The sequence below is a fragment of the Lacinutrix sp. Hel_I_90 genome, from assembly GCF_000934685.1.
Lineage (GTDB): Bacteria > Bacteroidota > Bacteroidia > Flavobacteriales > Flavobacteriaceae > Lacinutrix.
On sequence record NZ_JYNQ01000001.1, the window covers coordinates 2,604,489 to 2,629,690 of the forward strand.

A 25,202-nucleotide genomic window follows, 5' to 3' on the forward strand; every position below is an offset into this window, starting at 1 on the left:
CTAATTTCAAAGGTAATCATAATTGCACTCTCGTATATTTCCTTAATTTTACCAAAAATTTAAATTAAAGTAGTGGGAAGTAAGAATAAGCTTAAGCGATTTAACGAAAATGATACCTTCGAAAATGTATTTCAACCAAAAAGAAATGAATTAGTTGATGCACAATACAAGCTCAAAGGGAATTGGAATAAACACTATTTTAAAAATAGCAATCCGTTAGTTCTGGAATTAGGATGTGGGAAAGGAGAGTACTCCGTAGAACTGGCTAAAAAATATCCTAATAAAAACTTTATTGGTATTGATATAAAAGGCGCGCGATTTTGGAGAGGCGCAAAAACGGCTATCGAAGAAAACATTTCAAATGTTGCTTTTTTGCGAACACAAATTGAACTCGTAGATCATGCTTTTGCAGAGAATGAGGTTGATGAAATATGGATCACCTTTCCTGACCCACAAATAAAATATAAGCGTACCAAACACAGAATGACAAATTCTGAGTTTTTAAAACGGTATAAAACCATTCTAAAACCAGAGGGTATAATGAACCTAAAAACAGACAGTGAATTTATGCACGGTTACACACTAGGCTTGTTACATGGTGAAGGTCATGAAGTCTTATACGCGAACCATAACGTCTACAAACAAGAGGGGTCTCCAGAAGAGGTTACCAGTATTCAAACCCATTACGAAAGCATCTATTTAGAACAAAACAAACCAATTACGTATATTAGATTTAAAATCAAGTAATAGTGGAAATTACAATCACCTTTGGACTCGGATTAGTGATAGCATTACTTGGTGTTATTCCTCCAGGCTTATTAAACATGACTGCAGTAAAAGTTAGCATAAAAGATGGTTATGTTAGGGCGCTTATGTTTTCTGTTGGTGTATGTACTATAGTCGTCGTTCAAACTTTAATAGCCCTGCTATTTGCTAGTTATTTAACAAATCATCCAGATATTACAGATATTCTTCAGCGTGTCGCTTTTGTTATTTTTGTTTTATTGACTATTTATTTTTTAGTACTAGCAAACAAGCAAACAACGCAGGATCTAGACCCTATCGTGAAGAGTAAGCGGGGGCTTTTTTTTCAAGGGATGCTTTTGTCGAGTTTAAATGTGTTTCCAATTCCATATCAAGCCTATATGGGAACAACTTTAGCGACAGCCGGTTTATTGGTCTTAAATAAAACGAGTATTTTTTCTTATGTGGCAGGAGCAGCAACAGGTACTTTTGTTATGCTCTATATTTATATTTTCTTTTTTAAACGCATAAAGAATAAAAAGCTTAGATCTCAAAAAAACATCAATTATAGTATTGGAATAATTACGGGAATCATTGCTGTTTTTACCTTAATCAATATTATAAAAGAATGGTAGTAGGAGTCATTATTGCTCAAGGATTTAAAATTAAATTTTGAAAAGTAAGACGACACCAACTGGCAAATAGAATACAGTAAGAGTGATCAAATGAAAGCAGAAACCCTCAATTTCTTCGAAAAAGTTTATGCAGTAGCTAAACAAATACCTTTTGGGAAAGTCACAAGTTATGGTGCCATAGGAAACTACCTTGGAGCGCCAAGAAGTGCAAGAATGGTAGGCTATGCCATGAACGGGTCTCACGGTAAAGATATTCCTGCACATCGGGTAGTGAATAGAAAAGGCTTGCTAACCGGGAAGCATCATTTTGAGGGTACAAATTTAATGCAACAGCTTTTGGAGAGTGAAGGTATCGTTATCATTGATAATCAAATTCAGGATTTGGAATCGGTCTATTGGGATCCGGCAAAAGCGCTATAAATTTTGCAAATAGTTGCATAAAAAAACTTAAAACTACGCACTTCATTCTTCAAGGTTTATGTAGTATATTTGCACTTTAGAATAAATCTAAATTAGTAAGCTGCCTCTTTTTAATGCGAAGCGTATTAAAAGGCGGTAATTGAACTAATGGCCTTGAATAAATAGGGCGCTCTGAAACTGATTTAATAATTTAAAGGATATTCCTTTTTTTAAGGAAAGTTTATGAAATTTACAAAGCAAGACATATTAAAAGCACTCGAAACAATAACAGTACCTGGCGAAGGACGAAATATGGTTGAAAGTGGTGCTGTTAAAAACGTAGTCACTTTTGCAGATGAGGTAATTGTTGATATTACGATTACGAATCCGGCATTGCAGGCACGTAAAAAAACAGAAGTTGAAATACTTCAAGTCATTCACGAAAAAGTATATAATAAAGCGCAGGTAAAAGTTAATATGACTGTTAATGCGCCGGCAAAAACTGAAACGAACCAGATAAAGGGTAAAAACATACCTGGCATACAGAATATTGTAGCAGTTGCTTCAGGAAAAGGCGGTGTGGGTAAATCTACAGTCACCGCAAACTTAGCTGTTACTTTGGCTAAAATGGGTTTTAAAGTTGGGGTTCTTGATGCCGATATTTACGGGCCGTCTATGCCAATTATGTTCGATGTGGAAATGGAAAAACCACTATCTGTGACAGTCGATGGAAAATCTAAAATGAAACCTGTTGAAAATTACGGCGTTAAAATACTCTCTATTGGTTTCTTTACAAAACCAGATCAAGCCGTTGTTTGGCGAGGTCCAATGGCATCAAAAGCACTAAATCAAATGATTTTTGATGCGGCTTGGGGAACACTCGATTTCTTGTTAATTGATTTGCCTCCTGGAACAGGAGATATTCACCTGAGTATTATGCAAGCCTTACCAATTACTGGCGCTGTTGTCGTAAGCACACCGCAAAATGTAGCTTTAGCTGATGCTAAAAAAGGCGTTTCTATGTTTCAACAAGAAAGTATTAACGTTCCCGTTTTAGGAATTATAGAGAACATGGCTTACTTTACACCAGAAGAATTACCAGATAATAAATATTATATCTTCGGAAAAGAAGGTGCTAAGCATTTAGCTGAAGATTTAAATGTGCCGCTTTTAGGAGAAATACCCTTAGTACAAAGCATTCGTGAGGCAGGGGATATTGGTCGACCTGCAGCGATGCAAACCGGAACACCTTTGGAGAAAGCCTTTGAGAAACTGACACAAAATATAGTGCAAGAAGTGGTAAACCGTAACACTGACTTACCGCCTACAGAGGCAATAAAAATTACAACAATGGCTGGTTGTTCAGCCGTTAAAAAATAAGAGATGACAACAGAAGAACTAAGACTAAATGTAGAAAAAGCGCTCGATGAAATTCGTCCGTTTTTACAAAGTGATGGTGGAGACATCTCATTATTGTCTATTGAAGATGATAAATTGGTGAGAGTGCAGTTAGAAGGGGCTTGTGTTGGTTGTAGTGTTAACCAGATGACCTTAAAATCTGGTGTTGAAATGACGATTAAAAAGTACGCGCCTCAAATAGAGCAAGTTATAAACATTGAAAATTAGAACTAGGGCGTGACCTAAAGGTCAGGCTCTCGGCAGTCGCTCTCTTCGAGGAGCTCCAACAAAGCCTCCATCCTTCACGCAAATAAAAACATAAAGACAACCTGCAGGGTTTTTAAAACCTTGTAGGTTTTAAAGTGAAATTTAAAACCAAAGCAGTTATCAATTACCCCGAGGTTTAGAAACTGCTTTTACAGGAACAAGATGATTACAACAGATATACTAATTATTGGAGCCGGCCCAACAGGCTTATTTACAGTATTTGAAGCTGGTTTATTAAAATTAAAATGCCATTTAATTGACGCTTTGCCGCAGCCTGGCGGACAATGCTCAGAAATTTACCCTAAAAAACCCATTTATGACATTCCAGCGTATCCTGAAATTCTAGCGGGGGATCTCACCGAAAGACTTTTAGAACAATGTAAACAGTTTGAACCTGGTTTTACCTTAGGAGAACGTGCAGAAACGATTGAAAAACAAGAGGATGGAAGTTTCATTGTAACCACTAATAAAGGAACCAAACATCAAGCGCCAGTAGTTGCAATTGCGGGCGGACTTGGAAGTTTTGAACCAAGAAAACCTTTAATTCATAACATTAAGGATTTTGAAGATAAAGGGGTCGAATATATTATTAAAGACCCTGAAATTTATAGGAATAAAAAAGTGGTTATCGCTGGTGGCGGTGACTCGGCATTAGATTGGAGTATTTTCTTAAGTGATGTTGCCAAACAAGTCACCTTAATTCACAGACGAAATGAATTTCGAGGCCATTTAGATTCTGTAGATAAAGTGCAAGAATTAAAAAATGCGGGTAAAATTAAGTTGATAACTCCAGCTGAAGTCATGGGGATTGTAGGTGATTATGAGCTAAAAGCAGTGGTGGTTAAAGAGTCAGATGACATTCACATAGAAAAGGAATACGAGTTAGAATGTGACCATTTTATTCCATTATTTGGCCTATCTCCAAAACTGGGTCCAATAGCAAATTGGGGATTAGAGATTGAGAAAAATGCCATTAAAGTGGATAATAGTTTAGATTATCAAACCAATATTCCAGGTATTTTTGCGATTGGAGACGTCAACACCTATCCTGGAAAGCTAAAATTAATTCTTTGTGGCTTTCATGAAGCGACATTAATGTGCCAGTCGGCTTATCAAATTATAAACCCAGGAAAACGCTATGTTATGAAATATACAACAGTCTCTGGTGTTGATGGTTTTGATGGGACAAGAAAAGAAGCGCCAAAAGCGGTGGTAAAAAAAATAGAATAAATTTAGGCTATCCCGCAAGATTATAAAATCTCGCAGGGATCAAAATAAGAAAAAGACGTAATTTGTACTTTGATTTAATACCTACATGGTTTTAGAAACCTTGCAGGTCAAAAAACAGATGCCATTTGGAACAGGACATAAACATAACAATTACAGACAGACAAGGCACTATTCATAAAATTCTGGCACCAACAGATATGGCCATGAATTTAATGGAAGTGGTACGCTCCTATGAGCTTGCTGAAGAAGGGACTATCGGTGTTTGCGGCGGCATGGCGATGTGCGCCTCTTGTCAATGTTACGTAACAAGTACTACGGAGTTGCCAGAAATGCAAGACGATGAAGAAGCCATGCTTTCAGAGGCTTTTCATGTTAAAGAGAATTCCCGTTTAGGTTGCCAGATACAAATGACTCCAGAAATGGAAGGTTTAGAGGTGGAGTTGGCACCAGAGTCTTAATAAAATTATCTTTTTCACAGTATTAAAGATACTGGCTAATAGCAGAAATAAAAAAAGCACTTCAACCCTGAAGTGCTTTTTTTTAATTTTAAAGTTATAATTAAATATGCTAGAATAAGTTTTCAAATGTCGCTTAGTGACTTATTTGAAGGCGTTAAGTCCAGTCACATCTAAACCTGTAATTAATAAGTGAATGTCATGAGTTCCTTCATAGGTCACGACACTTTCAAGGTTCATCATGTGTCTCATAATAGAATATTCGCCGCTAATACCCATACCGCCAAGCATTTGTCTGGCGTCACGAGCAATGGTAAGTGCCATATCCACGTTATTGCGTTTTGCCATAGAAATCTGTGCTGAGGTTGCAGTGCCATTTTCACGCATGACTCCTAAACGCCAAGCTAAAAGCTGTGCTTTTGTGATTTCGGTAATCATTTCGGCTAATTTCTTTTGTTGTAATTGAAACTGTCCAATGGGTTTTCCAAATTGCATGCGCTCTTTGCTATATCTTAAAGCCGTATCGTAACAATCCATTGCTGCTCCTATTGCTCCCCAAGCGATACCAAATCGGGCAGAATCTAAACAGCCTAGTGGCGCACCTAAACCAGATTTGTTAGGTAATAAGTTTTCCTTAGGCACTTTTACATTGTCAAAAATAAGTTCGCCAGTAGCACTAGCACGAAGGGACCATTTGTTATGTGTCTCTGGTGTAGTAAAGCCTTCCATACCGCGTTCTACAATTAAACCATGAATACGTCCTTCTTCATTTTTAGCCCAAACAACAGCTACATTGCAAAAGGGCGAATTTGAAATCCACATTTTTGCACCATTCAAAAGGTAATGGTCTCCCATATCTTTAAAATTGGTAACCATGCCTGCAGGATTAGACCCATGATCTGGCTCCGTTAAACCAAAACTACCAATCCATTCACCACTGGCTAATTTGGGTAAGTATTTATGGCGTTGTGCTTCGTTTCCATATTTCCATATCGGATACATAACTAAAGACGATTGGACCGAAGCTGTACTACGAACACCAGAATCACCACGCTCAATTTCCTGCATGATTAAGCCATAAGAAATTTGGTCTAAACCAGCACCGCCATATTCCTCTGGAATATAAGGTCCAAAGGCACCAATTTCTGCTAAGCCTTTAATTATTTGTTTAGGAAATTCTGCTTTTTGTGCAGCTTCTTCTATAATGGGCGACACGTCACGCTTTACCCATTCTCTGGCTGCATTACGCACTAATTTATGTTCTTCGGTTAAAAGTTCGTCTAGATTATAATAATCTGGTGCTTCAAATAAATCTGGTTTCATGTATTGCTCTTTATTATTTTTTTAATGGCCACATCTCGCATCCATTTAATGACTAAATTTCAATTATGGATGGTTGATCTATCCGTATTCTGCCTTCGAATTTGAGAAATCCTCAAAATAGAAGACCTTATTTTATAAGTGTCACAAAAATAACGAAAACTAAAGCATTGCCCAATTTTTAAACTGAAATAAGTTTACATTTTCACATAAAAGTCTTTCGTCAAATTAATGTAGTCCTCTGTGTAGTTGTGTCTTGTGGTTTCAATAATAAGTTCTGTAGTGTTTATAACGTTCTTGTCGTCCGAACGGGCAGGTTCGCAGAAAGACATTTCTAGTAATGAACGCTTTATTTCAGAATTTATAGTGCCTCTAACACGCGTGCGTTTATCTACTTTTAGATTTAGAGCGGAAGCCAAGGCTATAAATTGGTCTTCTTCTTTAAAGGGAATAATGGTACAAAAGACACCATCTTTCATTAATAATTTTGAAACACTCTCAATAAGATGTTCGAAAGGCATGGCCTCTTGAAAACGCGCTAAGTCGCGTTGGGTGTTTTCGGTTTTATAATCTTCAGAATAGAATGGTGGATTGCAGACAATTAAGTCATACTGATCATCAATTTCTTCTGTAAATTCAGCTAAATCGGCATGATAACAAAATAATCTGTCACCCCATGGAGACCCTTCAAAATTATCGACGCATTGTTCATAAGCCATAGCATCAATTTCTAAAGCATCAAGAACTTCAGCACTACTGCGTTGCGCAAGCATCAAAGATAAAACACCAGTACCAGAACCAATATCTAAAATGGCAAAAGGTTGTTTTTCAATGCTAGCCCAAGCGCCAAGTAAAACGCCATCGGTACCTATTTTCATGGCACATTGGTCTTGGTTAACCTCGAACTGTTTGAATTTAAATGTTTGATTACTCATGTGTTGTCTTTCCTATGGAGCCAGAAATTCAGTTTAAGTTAGAAATTGTTTTTAGAGCCTCTACCGTTACACCAATGATAAGCCTTATTCTTCTAAATATAAATCTATAAGGCCTTCAGGCGTATCAACAAAAATGGTCTTATTTTTTTTATCTACTTTCGAAATAAACGCGTCATTCATTGGTATTAAAATTTGAACACCATCTCTATCAATTTCAAAAAGAGATTGAGCGGTAGTGTCATTTACCCCTGTAATAATGCCAACAGAGCCAAAATTTTTGTCTTCAACTTTATAACCGATTATTTCATGAAAGTAAAACTTGTCGTCTTCTAATTCTGGTAAAAAAGATAAAGGCAAATAACAGTCGCTCTTAATCAAAGCATCAGCATCAGCTTCGGTTTCAACATCTTCAAACTTTACACGAAGTAATTCACTTTTGTGTAATTGAGAACTTTCCAAGAAAAAGGGAATAAGATTGCCACGCAAATCGATAAAAATAGAGTCCAGATTTTCGTACAAATCTGGTTCGTCTGTATCTAACTTAATTAAAAGTTCACCTTTAAAACTGTATTTTTTTACAATTTTACCTAAAAAAAAGCATTCTTCTTTAGTCATCGGAAAAAATTATTTTGTGGTTTCCGTGAAAACGGAAATCTCATTAATATTTAAATGTAGATCACATTCTTTAACCGAATGTTTTCAATTATGTATTTTGTTTTATTAGTAGAATACTATTTAACATAAAAAAACTCCGATAACGTGTTATCGGAGTTTAAAAGTATAAAAAATTAATTTTCTATTCTTCTTCGTTTGTCGCTGCTGCTTCAGCCGGAGCTTCATCTGCAACTGCTTCTTCTTCAACAACTGGTGCGGCTGCTGCAATTCTTGCTTCATTTGCTGCTTTTTCAGCTTCAAATGCTTTAGCTTTAGCTTCCGCTTCTGCTTTAGTTAAGCCTTCTTTTTTAGCGTCTACCTTTCCAGTTTTTTCCTCTAACCAAGTTGCGAATTTCTTCTCAGCTTGCTCTTCAGTTAAAGCCCCTTTACGAACACCACCAGCAAGGTGATTTTTCAATAAAGCGCCTTTGTAAGATAATAATGCTTTGGCAGTATCAGTTGGTTGTGCACCATTCTGTAGCCATTTTACTGCGCCATCAACATCTAATTCGATTGTTGCTGGGTTAGTATTTGGATTGTAAGCACCTAATTTTTCTAGGTATTTACCATCTCTTGTCGCGCGAGCATCAGCTGCTACGATCCAGTAATAAGGTTTTCCTTTTTTACCGTGTCTTTGTAATCTTATTTTTACAGGCATAAAAATTAATTTGTGAGGTACGCGACCTCTATTATTAATAAGTCTGCAAAGATACAATATTTATTTAAATAACAAGTTTTTAGTTCGAATCTATCGCATTGCGCATTTTTGTTTTATTTTTGAATCTTAGTAGCACCTGTATTATGAAAAAAATTATTGTTTTAATACTTACCTTTTTTGCGCTTTTAGGGTGTAGTGACGATGTGGCATTTAACAGCCCTTCTTTTCAAGCAAAAAAAGATAGAAATTTATGGGAAGCGGTAACTTTTACTGCAAGTATTGATGCTGGTGGCGCACTTACTATTATTGGGTCTAATAATTTAGAGACAGTAACCTTAGTTGTAAATAATACAGAATTAGGAATTCATGATATTTTGGAAACAACTTCATCTGGAGCATTATTGGATATTAATGACCTTGAATTTTCAACTAATAATATGCCAGATCCAAGTGTTCAATTGTATCCTGCAGATGGAATAATCGAATTAAAAGATGTCAATACCGAAGCAGGTTATGTTTCAGGGGCTTTTAGTTTTTATGCATTCAATAGCTATGGCTTAACGGCTGTTACTTTTAACGAAGGCATATTTTTTAAAGTACCATTATAAAGTGCTCCAATTATAAGTAGCAAATCTCCTCACTTTAATTTGGTTCTGCACATGCACAATAGTTAGGAATAGGGTTAAAGCTTATAGCGATTAATCTATGAGCCGCTGCTTATTTGGTGCGTTTTAATGCGCCTAAGCGTTATTCATTACTCACAACTTATAGATTATAACTCCCGCTATAGATGCTTTGGCATTGGGTTTACTCCTTGTTTTTTGTTAAATACTCTTAAACTGGAAGAAAACACTCACAAAGTGTGTTAAATCACTTGACATGGCCTCTCATTTCTATTATATTGAAGGTGTTGATGTGAAACAATACGCATCATAAAAAAAAGTATTGAAATTTAAAAATGAAAAGGATATTATGAAGTACACAGAAGAAATTTCAAACAAATTAAACAAATTATTAATTAAAAATTATGACGCTGAAAAGGGCTATATTGATGCTTATAAAAACGTAGAAAGTAATGATTTGAAAATGTTTTTTAAAAGAAGAGCTTCCGAGAGAAGTGATTTTGCAAAAGAACTGAGAACAGAAATCTTACAATACGGGGAGATTCCAGAAGATTCTGGTTCTTTTAAAGGGACCATGCATAGGAATTGGATGAACTTGAAAGCGACTTTTACCTCAAACGATGATGAAGCCATTTTAGAGGAAGCTATTAGAGGTGAGGAAGCAAGTCTTGAAGAATATAACGACTTGTTAACCGAGAAGAATTTGCCACCAACTATAGATAGTTTGATTGCGAAGCACAGAAACGCAATACAGGCCTCAATTAACACTGAGAAAGCTAAATTAGAGCTAGTGTCATAATACTAAAATTGTTATGAAAAGAAAGAAAGTCAATGTTTTACATTGACTTTCTTTTTGTTTACAACTGTTTATAACTTTAGCTTTTACAAGGCGTCAATTTTTCCTATTTTTATGAGCTGCGTTTGATATTTATAAACGACTGAAAAACAATACTCTAAACACAAAGAATGTACTTAATTTTCGATACAGAAACTACAGGTTTGCCAAAACGCTGGGATGCGCCAATTACCGATACCGATAATTGGCCTAGATGTATTCAAATCGCATGGCAATTACATGATGCGATGGGTAACTGTATCGAAAGTCAGGATTATTTGGTTAAACCAGAGGGGTTTAATATACCTTATGATGCTGAAAAAATTCATGGTATTTCTACCGGATTAGCTCAGGAACAGGGGATAGCACTAGCCGAAGTTTTAGAGAAGTTTAATATTGCTTTAAGCAAAACAAAATTTGTCGTTGGACAAAATGTTAAGTTTGACCTAAACATTATGGGGGCTGAGTTTGTGCGTGAAGACATCGCAAATCAACTTCAGGAGTTACCCGTTTTAGATACCTGTACTGAGCATACCGCAGCATTGTGCCAAATAACGGGTGGTCGTTACGGGAAGTTTAAACTGCCGACATTAACCGAGTTGCATCAGTATTTATTCAATCAGCCATTCGCTGAAGCACACAATGCAACTGCTGATGTTGAAGCAACGACACGTTGTTTTTTAGAGCTCATTCGAAGAAAAGAATTCACCAAAGAACAATTAGACGTTCAGCCAGATTATTTCGAGAATTTTTCTGAAGCCAATCCGCAGCCCATAAAACTAATCGGCTTAAAGCACATCAATCTCAAACAGGAAAGTGCTAGAATTAATGCCAGATTGCAAAAAGCTGAAGCAACTGATATTTCTTCCGAAGAAATAAAAGAAAACATAAAGGAATTACAGGAGGTAGATTTTGTGCATTTGCATAACCACTCCCAATTTTCTGTATTACAATCCACAATGAGTGTTGCAGCTATTGTAGAGGTTGCTGCCGAAAACAATATGCCTGCGGTTGCGTTAACCGATCATGCTAATATGATGGGGGCTTTCCACTTTGTGAACGCTGTAAATAAGCATAACAGTGGTGTTAAAGCAAAGATTGAAGCGGCAGAAGCTGAAGGAAAAACAACAACTGCAAAAATGATTAAGCCAATCATTGGTTGTGAGTTTTTTGTTTGTGAAGACCATTTAGATAAAACCAGAAAGGATAATGGTTACCAGATTGTTTTAATTGCAAAAAATAAAAAGGGCTACCATAATTTGGCAAAATTATCTTCACATGCCTTTGTTAATGGCTTTTACTATTTACCGAGAATTGATAAAAAACTAATCCAGGAGTATAAAGCCGATTTAATTTGTTTAACAGGAAACTTATATGGGGAAGTGCCCAGTAAAGTTTTAAATGTTGGTGAAAATCAAGCGGAAGAAGCCTTGCTTTGGTGGAAAGAACAATTTCAAGAGGATCTGTATATTGAATTAATGCGTCACAATCAGGAAGACGAAAACCGTGTTAATCCAACGCTTATTAAATTTTCTGAAAGGCATAATATTAAGCTGGTTGCAACAAACAATACCTATTACGCTAAAAAAGAAGATGCCAACGCGCATGATATTTTATTATGTGTAAAGGATGGTGAAAAGCAGGCAACACCTATAGGAAGAGGGCGCGGTTATCGTTACGGTATGCCAAACCAAGAGTACTATTTCAAATCGGCAGCGGCCATGAAAAACATCTTTAAAGATGTGCCGGAAGCGATTAGTAATGTACAAGAAGTGGTCGATAAAATTGAAGGATTTCAACTCGCACGAGATGTCTTATTGCCAGCCTTTGATATTCCTCAAGAATTTATAAATAAAGAAGATGAAAACGGTGGCGGTAAAAGAGGAGAGAATGCCTATTTACGACATTTAACTTTTGAAGGTGCAAAGAAACGCTATGGAGAAGTACTCAGTGACGAGGTTACAGAGCGTTTGGATTTTGAACTAAGTGTTATTGAAAACACGGGCTATCCTGGTTATTTTTTAATTGTAGAAGATTTTATTCGTGAAGCACGAAATATGGACGTTTCGGTTGGGCCAGGACGGGGTTCGGCTGCAGGATCAGTGGTAGCCTATTGCTTATGGATTACCAATATAGATCCCTTAAAGTATAACTTACTTTTTGAGCGTTTTTTAAATCCGGATCGTGTAAGCATGCCAGATATTGATATCGATTTTGATGATGAAGGGCGAAGTCGCGTTATGGATTATGTGATTGAAAAATACGGAAGTAATCAGGTTGCGCAAATTATTACTTACGGTACGATGGCAGCAAAGTCATCCATTCGAGATACAGCTCGTGTTTTAGACTTACCATTATTTGATGCCGATAGGATAGCCAAGTTAATCCCAACGATGTCTAAGTTGAGTAAGATCTTTGGTTTAAGTGAAAAAGAATTAGCGTCTAAATTTAGAGCTGAAGATTTAGAAAAAGTCAACGAATTGTTGAACATTTCTGAAGGTGAAGATCTCCAAGCCGAAACCGTTAACCTGGCAAGGATTTTAGAGGGATCGGTGAGAAACACTGGTATTCATGCGTGTGGTGTGATTATTACGCCAGACGATATTACGAAGTTCGTACCGGTATCTACGGCGAAGGATTCTGATTTATATGTTACACAATTTGATAATTCGGTAGTAGAAGATGCAGGCTTGCTGAAAATGGATTTCTTGGGTTTAAAAACGTTAACGCTAATTAAAGACACCGTAAAAATTGTAAAAGCCAAGCATGATATCCTATTAGATCCAGATAGTTTTCCGCTTGATGATGAAAAGACTTATGCGCTTTTCCAAAGAGGAGAAACCGTTGGGGTGTTTCAATATGAATCACCTGGAATGCAAAAGCATTTAAAAGATTTAAAGCCTACAGTTTTTGACGATTTAATTGCTATGAATGCACTCTATCGTCCCGGGCCAATGGAATACATTCCGAGTTTCGTTCGCCGGAAACATGGGGATGAAGATATTGAGTACGATTTACCTGCCATGGAAGAATACCTGCAGGAGACTTATGGTATTACGGTTTATCAAGAGCAAGTGATGTTACTCTCACAAAAGCTTGCAGATTTCACCAAAGGTGAAGCCGATGTGTTGCGTAAAGCCATGGGGAAAAAGCAGATTGCGGTACTCGATAAAATGAAACCAAAATTTATCGAGCAAGCGAGTGCCAAAGGTCATGATGCTAAGAAATTAGAAAAAATCTGGAAAGATTGGGAAGCTTTTGCGAGTTATGCGTTTAATAAATCACACTCTACTTGTTATGCGTGGATCGCCTATCAAACAGCGTATTTAAAAGCACATTATCCAGCCGAATATATGGCTTCTGTGCTGTCAAATAATATGAATGACATCAAGCAGGTAACTTTCTTTATGGAGGAATGTAAGCGTATGAAGCTACCTGTTCTTGGTCCGGATGTTAATGAATCCTACTACAAGTTTTCTGTAAATAAAGACAATGCGGTTCGTTTTGGTATGGGAGCCATTAAAGGTGTTGGTCATGGTGCAGTAATGACTATTGTTGAAAACCGAAAAAAAGACGGGCACTACAAATCCATTTTCGATTTGGCTAAACGTATTGATTTGCGTGCCGCTAACAAAAAAGCCTTTGAAAATTTAGCCTTGGCGGGAGGTTTTGATTGTTTTGAAGATACACATAGAGCGCAGTATTTTCAAAAAGAAGGGGGTGATTCCACGTTTTTAGAAAAGGCTATAAAGTATGGGGCAAAACACCAGGAGAATGAAAACTCATCACAGGTAAGTTTGTTTGGTGCTGCCAGCGATATTCAAATTGCAGAGCCTTTAGTGCCGCCTTGTGAGACTTGGGGAACGATGGAAAAGCTGGCTCAAGAACGCGAAGTGGTTGGCGTTTATATTTCTGGGCATCCATTAGACGATTTTAGAACAGAAATGAAGAGTTTCTGTACTGGAACCATCGCTTATTTTAATGATTTATATCCTCACGTTAATAAAGAAATAACTTTTGGAGGGGTGGTGACCGATGTGCAACACCGTGTGAGTAAACAAGGTAAAGGTTGGGCCTTATTTACTGTTGAAGATTATACCGATACCTTTGAATTTCACATTTTTGGTGAGGAGTATTTAAAGCACCGTCACTTTTTAATGAAGAATAATTTTGTGCATGTTAAAACCTTTGTTAGAGAAGGCTGGGTCAACAGGGATACTGGTAAAAAGAGTGATCCGCGATTGCAATTTAATAGTTTTCAATTATTGCATGATGTGATGGATAAGTATGTGCGAAAACTTTCAATACAATTGAATATCAAAGAATTGGAATCTGATAAAATTCGAGGTTTAAAAGACTTAATTGCGATGCATCCGGGAAGCCATTTACTCGATTTTGTGGTTTATGATAACCGTGAGCAAATTAAACTTGAAATGTCAAGCCGAAGACAAAAGATTAAAGTAAGTCAGGAATTACTAGGAGAGTTGGAGGAACAACAGGTTTATTATAAGTTGAATTAATAAGTTCCTACGAAGGCAGGAATCTTAGCAAACTAACTACATTTTATAAGTGAATTGAAGATAAAGTCTTCACCCTTATAACATCCTTTAAATTTAGTTAAAGTGCTTTTTTTATCATTAAAAGCAAAAAGAGAATGAGGAAGGTCTGGTTCTTGGCCATATAAATGAAAATAAGTCATGCCAATACTGCCATAAGTTAAACAAATAATAAGTTTGCAAGCTTTGGCAAAATTTTTGAGTAATTTTGTATCTTAACAGTGAATAAAACACAATTAAAGAATAATATTATGGCATTAGAAATCACAGACGCAAATTTTGAAGAAACAGTATTAAAAAGCGATAAGCCAGTGATGGTAGACTTTTGGGCAGCTTGGTGTGGACCTTGTAGAATGGTTGGGCCAATCATTGACCAAATTAGTGAAGAGTATGATGGTAAAGCCATTGTTGGAAAATTAGATGTAGATGCAAACCAAGAATTTGCAGCGAAATACGGGGTGAGAAATATCCCTACTGTGTTAGTGTTTCAAAACGGAGAAGTTGTTGGCAGACAAGTAGGAGTAGCACCTAAGAACGCATATTCAGAAGCGATTGACGCTTTATTATAGAAATTAGAAATATATTTCATAAAGAATTGATAAAGGTTTGCTTTTATGGTAAACCTTTATTTATTTTAGTAAAAAAGTAAATGATAATGAGTAAAACAACAAAAGCGCAAGACGCAATAGATAGTAAGTTATTAGACGAAAGAAAGGTATTTCTTTGGGGAATGGTAGAAGACAAGAGTGCAAAACATGTTATTGACAGGTTGCTCTATTTAGATAGTCTAGAAACTAAAGATATTACCTTGTATATTAATAGTCCTGGGGGTTATGTTACTGCAGGGTTCGCTATTTACGATACCATTAAGTCCTTAAAAAGTGATGTGTCTACCGTTTGTACAGGTTTGGCAGCCTCTATGGGATCTATACTTTTATCTGTAGGAACTAAAGGAAAACGTTTTATTCAACCACATGCACGTGTCATGATTCATCAGCCAAGCGGGGGTGCACGTGGACAAGCCAGTGATATTGAAATTACGGCTCAGGAAATTATAAAAACTAAAGAATTAAGTGCAAAAATACTAGCCGAAAACTGTGGGCAAGATTACGATAAAGTAATGAAAGATTTTAACCGTGACCATTGGATGGGAGCAGATGAATCTAAAGCCTATGGTATTGTAGATGGTGTTTTAGAATAAATGAATTTACAAGACGAACTTAATAAAGCTGGCGGATTTAAAAACCTCGAGCACTTGGCAAAACAAGTGGTTGAGGGTTTTATTTCTGGCATGCACAAGAGTCCGTTTCATGGGTTTTCAGCAGAATTTGCAGAACATAAAATTTACAATCAAGGGGAGAGCACACGTCACATAGATTGGAAACTCTTTGCAAAAACAGATAAACTGTATACCAAACGTTATGATGACGAAACCAACTTACGCTGTCATATTATTTTAGACAATAGTAGCTCGATGCACTATCCTGAAATGAGTAATTTCGCGATAGACCATTTAAATAAGATTGGCTTTTCTGCCTTGGCTGCTGCTGCTTTAATGCATATTTTAAAAAAGCAACGTGATGCTGTTGGATTAAGTATCTATAGTGACGCTTACGATTTTTATGCTTCAGAAAAAGGTAGCGAACGACACCATCAAATGTTGTTAGCGCAATTAAGCAATGCCGTTTTAGAGACCCCCAAGCATAAACAAACGGAAACTTATGCCTATTTGCATCAAATAGCAGAAAAAATTCATAGGCGCTCATTGATTTTTGTGTTTACCGATATGTTTCAAACGAGTACCGATGAGGTTAAGTTGTTTGAAGCCTTAAGGCATTTAAAGCACAATAAGCATGAGGTAGTATTGTTTCATGTTTTTGATCGCTCTAAGGAGCTTAGTTTTGATTTTAAAAATACCCCAAAACGGTTTGTAGATGTCGAAACGGGAGAGCATATTAACTTATATAGCGATCAAGTTAAAGATAATTACGAAAAATTGGTTGGAAATTATTTTGATGAATTGCGTGTAAAGTGTGGTCAAAACCGAATCAAATACGTTGAGGCTGACATTAATACCAATTTTGATGCCATTTTAACAAGTTACATGTTGGAGCGGCAAAAATTTATTTAGTCATTTTTTTATAAAAAAACCTTGAAAAAGGTTTGTCATATTAAAATAGGGGTGTATATTTGCCCTCGCAATATGCAACGGTCTGGTAGTTCAGTTGGTTAGAATGTCGCCCTGTCACGGCGAAGGTCGCGGGTTCGAGTCCCGTCCAGACCGCAAATTGTTTAAAGCCTTAAAGAAATTTAAGGCTTTTTTTATGCCTAAAAGTTAGATTTATTAGGTGCTTCGCTTGTTAATCTCTTATAAATATTGATTTGTTTGAAAAACCTTATTTCGTCACCTTTAGTCATAGTTCGACAAAATATAAACCCCTTATAGAACCCCTCTATTTTATTTTCTTGTTTACTCCCTAAAAAAGAGTGTAGATTACTTAGGTTTTTTCTATTCTTTAAATTTTAACATTTTTTGAAAGACTTATTATTATTGACTTTCTCATTGATTTTACAAAAAGGACATAGAACTTAGCTACAAAAATTTTCCTACTGGATATTATATAGTAGAACGTAAAAACTTAATATTATGAAATTAAATTACAATGTAAGGATAGTTATTAGAAAGGATAAAATAAGAAATGACAACACTTGTCCTTTGTATTTAAAAATAACCTTAAATGGCAAGCCTTTAGTAAAGCTGTCTATGGGAGAAAGTATTAACAAAGAACATTGGGATAGTAAACACCAAAAAGCTATTGGTAAGGGTTATGGAACATTTAACGCCCATTTAAATCGCTCTGTTTTAGAAATAGAGGATTTAATTAGCGATAAGAAAGCAAGAGGTAAAGCAGTTTCTCGTGATGAAATTGTAAGTCTGTTTAAAAAAGAAGATACCGAATGTTATTACAAGTATTTCGATGAGGTTTTCTGTAAAAATAAGTTTACCGAAATCTCCCAGTACACTAAAGAAAGTTATCTATTGTTAAGAAAGCGATTAAAAGAATTTAAGCCTAATTTAAGGTTAAGTGATATAGATTTAAAGCTAATACAAGATTTTAATTATTTTCTACTAGTTGATAAAAAGACTGGAAAAGGTGGGGTTTGGAATAGACATAAGAATTTTAGAACGACTTTAAAATTAGCCTATGATTTAAAACTAATTGATGACTATCCATACAGAAATTTTAAATTAGATAAACCAAAATCTAAAAATGAGGCTTTAACAAAACAAGAATTAAACGCTATTGTGGATTTAGATGTTAGCTTTAATAAGAGATTAGATGAAACTAAAGATAAATTTTTGTTTGCTTGTTATACAGGTTTACGGTTTGGAGATGTAATGAATTTAAAATGGGGAGATATTAAAAATGGCGTAATGCAAATAATACAAGAGAAAACTAAAAACCCTGTTCAGATACCGCTAAATAAAGAAGCAAAAAGAATTATTGCTAAAAATGTTAAGATGAAACGAGAGCGAAATACTGTTTTTAAAGTGGTTAGCAATCAGAAAACTAATTATATACTTAAAGATATAGCTGATTTGGCAGAAGTCGATAAAAATGTGTCCTTTCATCTTGCTCGACATACGTTTGGAACGATATTAGGAAAAGACCAAAACGCTTTTACTATAATGAAATTAATGGGACATAAAAAGATTAGTACATCAGCTATCTATGTAAATACTGATGTAAATACGTTAAAAGAAACTATGCAAATGGTTAGTTTTAGATAATTTTAGAAACTGATACTTAAAATTTGTAAATTGGCGACATGAAATAAAAAAAGAAGAAAATACATATAAGTTAGCGTTAGCTATTCACTGATAGAGAAAACTGGAAATTTATCATATGCAGGAAGAATAGATTAATGCTCACGCTATGGCGTGGGCTTAGTTTGTTTGCATATGGGTATTCCAGTACCTCTCTATCGATAAGCTACAGTTCCACGCTTATTTTTTTATTGTTAACACTCTTTTCGGAACTGATAGAGTTTATAAAACTAACAATGAAAAAACACCTTATTTTAATACTGTTATCTACAGTATTTTTTGTTCAAAAAAGTAATTCTCAAGTAAATAATTTAACCGAATTTCTTGATTTATCTGAACTTCCAGAATTTGTTTTAACAAAATACTTAGAGGTAAATTGGGAATTACATCAACCTACAGAAACTATAGAAAATGGAAGAGCTATTTCTACTCATACTTTTACTTACAACTACAATCAGAAAAAACAAGTTTTAAAACGAGTTATTAATATGGATTTAAATACTGCTTATAAAATAAGAAGTACAACTTTTATCTCCGATGATTTATCTTTTTTAGACCGAATTGAAAAGAGTTTGTCAGCTAAAGAATTTTTTGAGGTTGGTAATGAAGACGGAAAAAAGCTATATGAAGATGGAAATAGAATGTTGTTTATTGAAAGAGATTTTCATAAAAAAGCTATAGGGCTGTATAAAATTACAGTTATGTATAAGGATGATTTTATTCTTTACGCTGAAAAAAGTAATAATAGTAAATCTGAAAGCACTATAAAAAGCGATAATATTCGTGTAAATCAAAAGTGGAATATTAAAGGAATAGAAGAAGATGACTTAGGGACTTTTAATTTGAAAGTTTATGAAAATTGGGATTGTTATATTGAGTTATACATAAAAGGAAAACTTTACAAATCCAGTAAGTGTGATAGTGAGAATGAAACAGCTCTTTTAGTGAGTAAAACAGATACTTTGAGCATTGAATATTCTACACCAGAATTGGTAGACGCAAATATCGATATATTAGGGAATGATGTAAGTTTTGACTATATGACAACAGATGAAGAAATTATTGAGCCTGCAAAAGATAAAATAGTTGAAAATGTTATAGAAAATAATAAAATAAGTGTTGGTTCAGGTGGAGGTAGATTAATGAATGAAAAAAGCGTTAGAGAAATAGTTTATAAGCCAAAGGATAATGGTAACCGTTGTGGTGAAAAAGGTAAAATTGTATTATCAGTCTTGATAAATAATGAGGGTAATTATGAAGGTGCTAAAATTACGAAAGGTACTACAACTACAAATCCCTGTCTAACTCAGCATTCGTTAAGCCTAGCTAAAAAATACAAATGGAAAAAAAATACGACAAATAACTCATCATCAACTGTTTTAATATTTGAGTATTAATTTTTTTATTTTTTAAAAATTCACTTAATATTATTTAGATTGAATATAAACTGCCTCTAAATCAAAAAAAATAATCTTTTGAAAATTTGTTTTTAATTGTACAATGAGCTTGTTTTGAGATAATTAATTAAATAATTATTAAGTTATGAACTTTACTTATCCAGAATTTAGCGAAGCTTTTAAGCTACTTTATACATTTTCAAATCTTAGTTGGGAAGACACCCCTTGTCCTGTGTTTAAAAGAAAAGAAGGCGGCAAATTTTACACATCAAAATTTATTAGAGGTATTGAGTTGGTTCTTGTAGAAAAAGAGTTTAAAGGCTATGTAGGGGTCAGTTTAGAAATATTAGATTTATTAAAAAATAAAAAAATTAATTCTAAATATATTAAGGCGGATTTTATTAGTAAAATAGGTAATAAAACTTGTGATTTTGATAATAAAACGATTACTTCCATTGACGAATTTTATCCCACTTGTTATGGGGATTTACATTCAGGACTTCATTACAGTCCTTTTCAAAATTCATTTAAAAACAAGATTTATTACTTGGATACTTTTTTACCTTGGGATAATAATTATGAATTAAAATTAGGATTTTATCAATCTGAGGATTTAAATATCAAAAATGCACAAGAAAAGAAAGTTTATAAAATTCTTAAAAGAGAATATGAAAAATTATGGAAAGAAGATTTTCATCAAGCGAGTAAATATTTGAACGTATAGAAACGCATTGATTTAATTGTTTTTCTTTGATTTAAGATGAGTTTGGAGTTAAGTTATATTTTCTCCAAGCTCATTTTTGTTTATGGTAAGATAATCTTTAAACAGTTTTAAATAAAAATCTTTAGTTTAACATATTGATAATTTGTAAATTCAAAGTTTAATTATTACTGTAAAATGGCAAGAGACTTTGATTATTTATTAAAGAAGCACGGTCGAGAGGGTTCAAGACAGGTTTTTGAAGATTCTTGTGCAAAAGCGTTTTCAAAAGAATTTGAAGATGCTTATCCTATAGAATGTAATCCTGGAGATGAAGGTATTGATGTTTTCGTTGGTGATTTTTCAGATGAAATAGTTGTTTACCAATGTAAATGTTTTTTCTATGAGATTGGAGATAGTCAAATTAATCAAATTAATGCTTCTTTTAAAAAAGCAATTGAATCTAAAAAATACAAACTAAAAAAGTGGTTTTTATGTGTGCCTAAAAGTTTAACAATTGATGAGGCTAAATGGTGGAGTAATTGGAAAAAAAGAAAGGAAAAAAAATTTAAGGTAGAGGTAGGTTTAATGGATAGCGTTAAACTTTTAAACCTCATAAAAAAGCATGATTTACATTTAGAATTATTTGATGAGGAAGAGCTGATAATGCTTAATCAAATATTAGAAGAATTAGCGAGTAAAAAGCAAAGTTTAAAAGAGATTTTTGATATTCCTATTGAAATGGATTTTTCTGATAAACTATTTACTTTAAAGCTTAAATCAGCTAAGATTAATGAACATTTAGATGTTTTTAATAAGCAGTTTTTTAATGCTGAAATTTTGACAAAAGAAGTTGAAAGTCGAAATATTGAAAATGAACTAAAAGAATTAAAAAGTTTAAAATCAGTATTAAATGAAGTTTGGCTAACCCAGTATATGTTGTATGATGATGTATTTGATGGCAATAGGCTTTTAGCTATGGTGAACAAAAGAATTGAAGATTTAAATGGTACTGACACTCTAAAAACCAATCTTGAAGTTAGTTCTTCTGAAAAAAAAGGAATTCTACATCAGCTTGCTGATGAATGTACAATTGGTTGGGTGAGGAATTATAAAAATAGACTAATTGAATTTTTAGAAGAAAACAAATGATAGCTATTGGAGAAAAATATGAGCTTGTAATAAGTTCAATGAGAGTTTTGACCTTACTTGAAGCTTTTAAAAAAAACAAAACATATCAAATGACATTTGATAAAATCATCTTGTTCGATTTTTATATGAAGTTTCCCCAAACTATGATAAGAGAGGGGGATGATATGTCAAATTTTGATTTTGAAGAGTTATATTCTTTTTTTCACGCTCATCCTGATAGAGATAATTACCATAGAATATTAAATTTTATTTTATCTAAAAATCTTGTTTCTAAGGAGATTTTAAATTCTTCTTTTATTTACAAAATAAGTGATAGTGGAATTGATGTTGTTAATGATATACAAAACCCATTTTCTCTTAGAATGAGAGCTAATGCACTACTAATTAAAAAGAATATTTCTAAAATGAGTGAAACAAAAATAAAAGAAGAAATTAATTCTAAAAGTCTAAATAACATACATCTTTTATGAGGTTAAGGTTAAATAAATTATTATTGATTGGCGACGATAAGCACTACGAGGTTAAGTTTAAAAACGGTTTAAACTTTATTACTGGTCCAATATCTACAGGAAAATCTACAATTCTTGAACTAATTGATTATTGTCTTGGAAAAAAACGCCATAAAAATTATGAAGAGGTTAGATTAAAATGTAAATATGTTGCTTTAGACCTTTATCTAAATAATCAGAGATTTTTAATTGAACGACCACTATTTTCTTTTGACTTACCAGTTAAGATTTATAATTGGAATGAAGAAAGTAATAGTTTTGAGGATGACTTCGATTTCTTTATTGTTACAATGCCTAAGGAAGAAAACTCATTAGCAAGGTTTTTACAGGACAAACTTGAAATACCTGAAATGAAACTATCAGGGCAAACATTTAGTTTTAGAGATTTATTTAAGTACTCCTATGTTTCGCAAACTAACATTGATAGTGAAAATATATTGGATGAGAAAAATTATGTTAAAGCTTTTAAAAGGAAGCCAACCTTAGAAATTATACTTAATTCTTTAAATCAACTACTTAATGAATTAAAAAATGATAAAAAGGAACAATCACAATTAATTAATGAATTGTTAGATAGAAAAGAAGCTATTGTTAAGTTTCTTAGAGATGTAGAATTATTTTCTACAAAATCTCAAAATGAAGATAGAAAAGCGGCATTAATAATAAAAAGGACTGAGCATTTATCTGAATTGATTGAAGTAAAAAACAATGGAAAACTTAAAAATGACAACACAAAATCTTTAGAGTTTCAATTATTTAAATTAAGGGATAGAATTGAAAGCCTTAGTGAAGAAGAAAATGAGATTAGGAAATATATAACTAAACTTAATTTGTTGTTAAATCAGTATTCTAATGAGATTATTAAATTGGATTATTTAATATTATCTAATGGAAAATTACAAAGTATAGAATTTTCTTCATGCCCTTCATGCAGTAGTGAAATAGATAAAAAAGCGCATAATAATTGTGATTTATGCGGAAATATTCTAACTGAATACAATGAAGAAGAAGAAAAAGCTATAAAATTAGAAAGGAAAAGATTAAATATGAGGCTGAATTCCCTTAAAGATTTCATTGAAGAACAAAATGAATTACTCTATGACAAGAGTAAGCTAAAAGAAAAAAGGAAAAGAGAAATTTACGAGATTGAGGATAAAATTAACACTATACAGAAACAATATATTAGCCCTTTTATTGAGAAAATAGAGTTGTTAAACAGAAGTATTGGAGAATTAGATAAAAAGATTGAAAACTTGGAGTTAAGTACTAATGTTCAAGAAGAATTAACCACCTTGTCTGATAATATACAGAAAAATGAGAATAAGCTTAATGATATTCGTGTGCAAATTTCTGATATAGAAAATGATAGCACTGATTTTTCAAATATCGTTAATAGATTAAGTAAAAGGTTTAGTAACATCTTGAAAAATTTTGAATTCCCAAAATTGAATAATGCTTATATAAGTGAGAAAAACTATTTGCCATATGTAAGAGGTACAAAGTACGATGAAATAGGAAGTTTAGGTGCTGTTACTTTAGTGAATATTGCGTACTTTTTATCTATTTTGGAATTAAGTTTAGAACTAAAAAAGTCGTATCACCCAAAGCTTTTGCTACTTGATACAGTTGGTAAAAACCTTGGAACACGAGAGGTTGAGGATGGAGATGATGAATTTAGAGATACTAAAATATTCAAATCTGTATTTAAATACTTAGTAGAGTTTTCTGAAAAATATAAAGATCAAATGCAGCTATTTGTTATAAATAATGACTATACAGAAGATGTAAAAGAATCAGATATAGTTATTCAATTCGACGGAGATGGTACAAGAGGTTATAAGTATGGTTTGATAGATGATGTAATTTCTTAGTTAATTTTGGGTCAATATAAAAAACATCATTATGTACCTCGATTTTATCTCAAAAGATTTTCATTTGAGGAGAAAGGTCTACACATAGGTGTATTTAACCATCAAAATGATGTTTTTGTAAGGCGAGCACCTATAAAGCATCAAGCTGCTAAAAATTATCTATATGGTAAAGATGATGAGGTGGAATTATATCTATCTAAACTTGAAAGCAAAATTTCTAAACTATTTCATTTTTGGACTAATGAGAAAATTCTCGTCCCACCTAATGAAAATACAAATGCTGATAAGTTGTTAAAGAGGTTTATACTTTATCAGTATTTTAGAACTCCAAGAGCTGGAGATTTATTAAATATAACAATAAATGATACTTTTAGAGTTATAGCCAAGAAATATTACCCAAAAATATGGGAAAAAATAAAAGAAAGTAAATTAGTCAATTCTGATCCAGTTTTGACTGCATTATTACATTCTTCTGATAAGGAACATTTATTAGGATTTCTTTCTTGTAAGTTTTTAGTTAACCTCTCATATTTACCATTCATAACATCTGATGCACCAGTAATATTTTACAATCAATTCAAGGAAAAAACTAATCAGTACAATGGAGCTACTGCTTTAGTGTCGAAAGGACTTCAAATATTTTATCCTATACATCCTAGACTAATGATTTGTTACTATGATACCAAAGAGTATAATTATGGAAAAAGTGATAATAACAATTGTATCTCAACTGATTCTGTTGAAGATGTGCATCAGTTGAATTCTTTACAATACTTAAATAGTAGTTCTCAGGTTTTTTTTAATCAATTTATTGAAGAAGATTACATAAATTTAATGTTAAAGGAATTTAAGAAACAAAAGAATGATTATAAGGTCATTAATAAGTTATTCAAAACTATGGATAGTAGAGAGTTTCTATATAACAGTTTTGAAAATTACAAGATTGATTTGAGTTTAACATTCACGGAAATAATACAAAAAAGTAATATTAATAATGATAGTTTTGAGGTTAGAGACAATTCCTTTTTATAATTA

At 33.5% G+C, this 25,202-nt stretch carries 24 protein-coding genes and 1 tRNA gene; 21 read left to right on the forward strand and 4 right to left on the reverse strand.

The features are described from left to right. Window positions 1–72: 72 nt before the first annotated feature. The 7 genes from trmB to GQ46_RS11525 all read left to right on the forward strand — a co-directional run bounded on the left by trmB (window position 73) and on the right by GQ46_RS11525 (window position 5,131). Window positions 73–747, forward strand: a complete 675-nt coding sequence (gene trmB, locus GQ46_RS11495; protein WP_044401977.1) for a tRNA (guanosine(46)-N7)-methyltransferase TrmB — start codon at window positions 73–75, stop codon at window positions 745–747. Between the two features lie 2 nt (window positions 748–749). Then, window positions 750–1,379, forward strand: a complete 630-nt coding sequence (locus GQ46_RS11500) for a LysE family translocator (protein WP_044401981.1) — start codon at window positions 750–752, stop codon at window positions 1,377–1,379. A gap of 90 nt (window positions 1,380–1,469) precedes the next feature. Further along, entirely contained in the window at window positions 1,470–1,799 is a 330-nt protein-coding gene (locus tag GQ46_RS11505) for an MGMT family protein (RefSeq protein WP_044401984.1), read from the forward strand. A 222-nt stretch (window positions 1,800–2,021) separates the two neighbouring features. Further along, window positions 2,022–3,158, forward strand: a complete 1,137-nt coding sequence (locus GQ46_RS11510; protein ID WP_044401987.1) for an Mrp/NBP35 family ATP-binding protein — start codon at window positions 2,022–2,024, stop codon at window positions 3,156–3,158. A 3-nt stretch (window positions 3,159–3,161) separates the two neighbouring features. Further along, entirely contained in the window at window positions 3,162–3,404 is a 243-nt protein-coding gene (locus GQ46_RS11515) for a NifU family protein (RefSeq protein ID WP_044401990.1), read from the forward strand. A gap of 201 nt (window positions 3,405–3,605) precedes the next feature. Further along, the gene (locus tag GQ46_RS11520; protein WP_044401993.1) at window positions 3,606–4,673 is read left to right on the forward strand and encodes an NAD(P)/FAD-dependent oxidoreductase; all 1,068 of its coding nucleotides are present in this window, start codon (window positions 3,606–3,608) and stop codon (window positions 4,671–4,673) included. Between the two features lie 125 nt (window positions 4,674–4,798). Then, entirely contained in the window at window positions 4,799–5,131 is a 333-nt protein-coding gene (locus tag GQ46_RS11525; protein WP_044401995.1) for a 2Fe-2S iron-sulfur cluster-binding protein, read from the forward strand. A 141-nt stretch (window positions 5,132–5,272) separates the two neighbouring features. On the opposite strand, the gene GQ46_RS11530 is transcribed toward GQ46_RS11525, so the two are convergent. From GQ46_RS11530 to GQ46_RS11545, 4 genes are all read right to left on the reverse strand, one after another. Then, the gene (locus GQ46_RS11530) at window positions 5,273–6,451 is read right to left on the reverse strand and encodes an acyl-CoA dehydrogenase family protein (protein WP_044401999.1); all 1,179 of its coding nucleotides are present in this window, start codon (window positions 6,449–6,451) and stop codon (window positions 5,273–5,275) included. A 194-nt stretch (window positions 6,452–6,645) separates the two neighbouring features. Beyond that, a complete protein-coding gene (locus tag GQ46_RS11535; protein WP_044402002.1) occupies window positions 6,646–7,383 on the reverse strand; it encodes a tRNA1(Val) (adenine(37)-N6)-methyltransferase in 738 nt (245 codons plus the stop codon). Window positions 7,384–7,467: 84 nt separating this feature from the next. Continuing rightward, on the reverse strand, window positions 7,468–7,998 hold the full coding sequence (rimM, locus tag GQ46_RS11540; protein ID WP_044402004.1) for a ribosome maturation factor RimM: 531 nt from the start codon (window positions 7,996–7,998) through the stop codon (window positions 7,468–7,470). Window positions 7,999–8,179: 181 nt separating this feature from the next. Further along, window positions 8,180–8,695, reverse strand: coding sequence for a 30S ribosomal protein S16 (locus GQ46_RS11545; protein WP_044402007.1), 516 nt, complete (start codon window positions 8,693–8,695; stop codon window positions 8,180–8,182). A gap of 143 nt (window positions 8,696–8,838) precedes the next feature. On the opposite strand from GQ46_RS11545, the gene GQ46_RS11550 reads away from it, so the two are divergent. The 14 genes from GQ46_RS11550 (at window position 8,839) to GQ46_RS11615 (ending at window position 25,199) form a co-directional block, all read left to right on the forward strand. Next, entirely contained in the window at window positions 8,839–9,303 is a 465-nt protein-coding gene (locus GQ46_RS11550; protein ID WP_044402010.1) for a DUF6252 family protein, read from the forward strand. 364 nt (window positions 9,304–9,667) lie between these two features. Then, window positions 9,668–10,117, forward strand: coding sequence for a PA2169 family four-helix-bundle protein (locus GQ46_RS11555; RefSeq protein ID WP_044402014.1), 450 nt, complete (start codon window positions 9,668–9,670; stop codon window positions 10,115–10,117). A 167-nt stretch (window positions 10,118–10,284) separates the two neighbouring features. Further along, on the forward strand, window positions 10,285–14,673 hold the full coding sequence (gene dnaE, locus GQ46_RS11560) for a DNA polymerase III subunit alpha (RefSeq protein ID WP_044402017.1): 4,389 nt from the start codon (window positions 10,285–10,287) through the stop codon (window positions 14,671–14,673). 257 nt (window positions 14,674–14,930) lie between these two features. Beyond that, window positions 14,931–15,278, forward strand: coding sequence for a thioredoxin (trxA, locus tag GQ46_RS11565; protein WP_255350634.1), 348 nt, complete (start codon window positions 14,931–14,933; stop codon window positions 15,276–15,278). A gap of 86 nt (window positions 15,279–15,364) precedes the next feature. Further along, window positions 15,365–15,910, forward strand: a complete 546-nt coding sequence (locus GQ46_RS11570) for a ClpP family protease (RefSeq protein WP_197077352.1) — start codon at window positions 15,365–15,367, stop codon at window positions 15,908–15,910. After that, on the forward strand, window positions 15,911–16,840 hold the full coding sequence (locus GQ46_RS11575; protein ID WP_044402020.1) for a DUF58 domain-containing protein: 930 nt from the start codon (window positions 15,911–15,913) through the stop codon (window positions 16,838–16,840). Window positions 16,841–16,919: 79 nt separating this feature from the next. After that, window positions 16,920–16,993: transfer RNA gene (locus GQ46_RS11580), tRNA-Asp, on the forward strand. A 363-nt stretch (window positions 16,994–17,356) separates the two neighbouring features. Further along, window positions 17,357–18,502, forward strand: coding sequence for a site-specific integrase (locus GQ46_RS17195; RefSeq protein ID WP_052503471.1), 1,146 nt, complete (start codon window positions 17,357–17,359; stop codon window positions 18,500–18,502). Window positions 18,503–18,774: 272 nt separating this feature from the next. Continuing rightward, the gene (locus GQ46_RS11590) at window positions 18,775–19,935 is read left to right on the forward strand and encodes a hypothetical protein (RefSeq protein WP_044402023.1); all 1,161 of its coding nucleotides are present in this window, start codon (window positions 18,775–18,777) and stop codon (window positions 19,933–19,935) included. 145 nt (window positions 19,936–20,080) lie between these two features. Then, window positions 20,081–20,659 (forward strand): hypothetical protein, encoded by a 579-nt coding sequence (locus tag GQ46_RS11595; protein ID WP_044402026.1) that lies wholly within the window; start codon window positions 20,081–20,083, stop codon window positions 20,657–20,659. 174 nt (window positions 20,660–20,833) lie between these two features. Then, the gene (locus tag GQ46_RS11600; protein WP_044402029.1) at window positions 20,834–21,787 is read left to right on the forward strand and encodes a hypothetical protein; all 954 of its coding nucleotides are present in this window, start codon (window positions 20,834–20,836) and stop codon (window positions 21,785–21,787) included. Then, complete coding sequence (locus GQ46_RS11605; protein ID WP_044402032.1) at window positions 21,784–22,257, forward strand: ABC-three component system middle component 2; 474 nt, start codon at window positions 21,784–21,786, stop codon at window positions 22,255–22,257. The genes GQ46_RS11600 and GQ46_RS11605 overlap by 4 nt, the downstream gene beginning before the upstream one ends. 23 nt (window positions 22,258–22,280) lie before the next feature. Next, window positions 22,281–24,167, forward strand: coding sequence for a hypothetical protein (locus GQ46_RS11610; RefSeq protein WP_156133192.1), 1,887 nt, complete (start codon window positions 22,281–22,283; stop codon window positions 24,165–24,167). A 6-nt stretch (window positions 24,168–24,173) separates the two neighbouring features. Continuing rightward, window positions 24,174–25,199: a DUF4238 domain-containing protein gene (locus GQ46_RS11615; protein WP_044402039.1), complete on the forward strand. Its 1,026-nt coding sequence runs from the start codon at window positions 24,174–24,176 to the stop codon at window positions 25,197–25,199. Window positions 25,200–25,202 lie beyond the last annotated feature (3 nt).